4 protein-coding genes are annotated in these 2,971 nt (G+C 74.7%); 2 read left to right on the forward strand and 2 right to left on the reverse strand.

Annotation, left to right across the window (positions count from 1 at the left end):
- Positions 1-145 precede the first annotated feature (145 nt).
- Positions 146-1,099 (reverse strand): serine/threonine dehydratase, encoded by a 954-nt coding sequence (locus V7793_RS35925; RefSeq protein WP_336013876.1) that lies wholly within the window; start codon positions 1,097-1,099, stop codon positions 146-148.
- Between the two features lie 97 nt (positions 1,100-1,196).
- Between V7793_RS35925 and V7793_RS35930 the strand changes: the two genes are divergently transcribed.
- Both V7793_RS35930 and V7793_RS35935 read left to right on the forward strand, forming a co-directional pair.
- Entirely contained in the window at positions 1,197-1,832 is a 636-nt protein-coding gene (locus V7793_RS35930; RefSeq protein ID WP_336013877.1) for a TetR/AcrR family transcriptional regulator, read from the forward strand.
- An 82-nt stretch (positions 1,833-1,914) separates the two neighbouring features.
- A complete protein-coding gene (locus V7793_RS35935) occupies positions 1,915-2,364 on the forward strand; it encodes a winged helix-turn-helix transcriptional regulator (protein ID WP_168093994.1) in 450 nt (149 codons plus the stop codon).
- 46 nt (positions 2,365-2,410) lie between these two features.
- On the opposite strand, the gene V7793_RS35940 is transcribed toward V7793_RS35935, so the two are convergent.
- A partial coding sequence (locus tag V7793_RS35940; RefSeq protein WP_336013878.1) for an SDR family oxidoreductase occupies positions 2,411-2,971 on the reverse strand: 561 nt, incomplete at its 5' end.

Genomic DNA, 2,971 nt, shown 5'->3' on the forward strand with positions numbered 1-2,971 from the left:
GTCGCCCACGACCTGGGGCGGCGCGGCGCCGGCTTCCGGATGGTCACCAGCGTGTACGAACACGGGGGCACGCTCGTGCTCGGCAGCCTCGTGGAGCCGGGCATCGCCCTGTGCGAACTGCCGCCCGGACCCCGCTGACCACGCGTCAGCTGCGGCGCACCAGGTCGCCGGGGTCGGTGTTGGCACCGCAGAGGACGACGGCGACGGTCTCGTCCTCCGCGGGCACGTACGGGCCGCCGGAGGCCGTCAGGGCGGCGAGCGCGGTGGCCCCGGCGGGCTCGACCACCACGCGGTGCCCGTCCCACAGGAACTGCCGCGCGCCGACGATGGCTTCATCGGGCACGAGGACGGAGGTGACGTCCTCGTGGCGGGCCGCGGCCAGGGCCGTCTCCGAGACGCGGCGGGCCCCGAGGGCGTCCGCCGCGACGGAGCCGACGGTGACGTCGACGACGCGCCCGGCCTCCAGGGCGGCGTGCAGGGCCCGGCTGCCCTCGGGCTCGACCGCGACGGTGCGGATCCCGTGGTGCCGTGCGGCCGTGGCGACGCCGGCGAAGAGGCCTCCCCCGCCCACCGCGACGACGACCGTGTCCAGGCCGGGGACACGCACGCGCAGTTCCTCCAGGAGGGTGCCGGCGCCCGCGGCGACCAGCGGGTGGTCGTAGGCGTGGCCGGCGAGGGCGCCGGCGGTGTGCGCGAACTCCTCGCAGGCCGCGAGCGCTTCGGCGTACTCGGAGCCGGCGAGACGGACGTCGGCGCCGTAGCCGCGCAGCCGGTCGGTCTTCACCTGCGGGGCGTTCTCGGGCAGGAAGACGGTGGCGGGCACCCCCTGCTGCTGCGCGGCCCAGGCGCAGGCCAGCCCGGCGTTGCCGCCGGAGGCGATGGCGACCCCGGCCCGGGGCAGGGTGCCGGCCTCGCGGTGGGCGGCGAGGAAGTTCCAGGCGCCGCGCGCCTTGAAGGAGCCGGTGTGCTGCATGAACTCCAGCGCGAACCACACCCGGCCGGGGACGCCGGGGCCGGCCGGCGCGACGGCGACGGGGCGGGTACGGCCGGCGATGCGCGCGGTGGCCTGTTCGATGTCGCCGTGGGTGAGGTCGTACACGGGATCTCCTGGGGGCGCGGGCGGGGGCCGGGCGGGAAATTCAGGGCCGCGGCATGGCGGAAGCATGAGTGATACAGCGTACGATACGGTGTATCACATGCCACGGCAATCTCCCTCCCTCGCCCGGGCGACCCCGGAGCTCATCGCCCGCACGGCCCTCGCGATCATCGACGAGGAAGGCCCCTCGGCCCTCAGCTTCCGGTCCCTGGCCGAGCGGCTGGGCGTCTCCCACGCGACGATCCACCGCCGCTGCACGGACCTGGGCGGGCTGATCGACCTGTGCACCGACCACCTCGCCGCCGAGCTGCCCGGGATCCCGCCCGGCACCGCCTGGGCCGAGGCCACGGAGCGGCGGTTCCGGGGCCTGTACGAGCTCCTCACCGCGCACCCCGGCCTGGTCGCCCTGCGCGGCTCGCGCCCCTGGCTCGGCCCCCAGCTGCTGGCCCGCCTGGTCGAGCCGGCGCTCGCCGACAGCATCGCCGCGGGGATGACGCCGGAGCAGGCGTTCCACGCGTACCGGAGGATGTACCTGCTGACCCTCGGCAGCGCCACGTTCGTCGACCACCGCGACCCCGGACGGACGGTCACGAGCACCCGGACCGCGCTGGCCGCACTGGATCCCGGCGAGTTCCCGGTCCTGACCGGGAACCTGAGCGCCGTCCTGCCCGCCATGACGGACCATGAGGTCTACTACGGCGCCCTGCGGCAGCTGATCGAGGCGGCGCACCCCTGAGGCGGCCGGGTCGGTTGGGAAAATGGATGCAGGCTACCGGAAGGGTTGGGGAAGCAAATCCGGCTGCTCTACGATGGAGCGCATGACGAAGCCGCGCCCCTGTTCGATCGCCGACGCGCTCGGTGTGGTCGGCGAGAAGTACTCCCTGCTGGTGCTGCGTGAGGTCTTCTTCGGAGTCCGGCGCTTCGACGCGATCGCCCGCAACACCGGGGCCCCGCGCGACATCCTGGCCTCCCGGCTGCGCCGGCTGGTGGAGGCGGGAGTGCTGGAGAAGGTTCCCTACAGCGAACGGCCCGCGCGCTTCGAGTACTGCCCCACGGAAGCCGGGCACGATCTGCGGCCGGTCCTCATCATGCTGATGAGCTGGGGCGACCGTCACCTGGCGGATCTGCCGCCGACCGTCTTCGAGCACTCCTGCGGCGCCGATCTCGACCCGGCCGTCGTCTGCCGGTGCTGCGGCGAGGAGGTCGACAGCTCGGCCATCACCGCGCGCTTCCAGGTGCCGGGCTGGGGCGTCGAGGGCGCGGCCTGACCGGCGCCTCCGCCCCGGGCCGCCCCGCTCCCGCGGCGCGGCCCCGTCACCAGTCGGCGACCCGGTAGTCCTTGAGGTGGACGCCGGAGACCGGGTCCCCCGCCTCGCCTCGCACGATCGGGTCGTAGACCCGGGCCGCGCCGTCCACGATGTCCAGCGGGGTGCGGAAGCCGTGCGCGGCCATCCACTCCTTCTTCGGCGCCGGGTTCTCGTCCGTGATCCAGCCGGTGTCGACGCTGCACATGTGGACGCCGCGGGCGGCCAGTTCCCGGCTGCTGGTGCGGGTGAGCATGTTCAGCGCGGCCTTGGCCATGTTGGTGTGCGGGTGGCCGGCCGACTTGTTGCGCACGGCGAAACGGCCCTCGACCGCCGTCACGTTGACCACGTAGCGCCGCGGGTGGGGCGAGGCGAGCAGGAGCGGCAGCAGCCGGTCGCACAGGAGCGTGGGCGCGAGGGCGTTGACCAGCTGGGTCTCCAGCAGCTCGGCCGGGTCCAGCTCGCCCAGGCGCGCGGACCAGGAATTGGCGGCGGAGCGGTCCGGCACCAGCCCGGCCTCGTCCAGCTCCGCAGCGGCCGGCAGGACGAGGCCGAGCGCGGCCGAGGCGCC

The sequence above is a fragment of the Streptomyces sp. KLMMK genome, assembly GCF_036961605.1.
GTDB lineage: Bacteria > Actinomycetota > Actinomycetes > Streptomycetales > Streptomycetaceae > Streptomyces > Streptomyces telluris.

Bases quoted from the DNA above. Each gene is read 5' to 3' on its own strand.
- V7793_RS35935 (WP_168093994.1), top strand. From the start codon at position 1,915: ATGACGAAGCCGCGCCCCTGTTCGATCGCCGACGCGCTCGGTGTGGTC.
- V7793_RS35930 (WP_336013877.1), top strand. From the start codon at position 1,197: ATGCCACGGCAATCTCCCTCCCTCGCCCGGGCGACCCCGGAGCTCATC.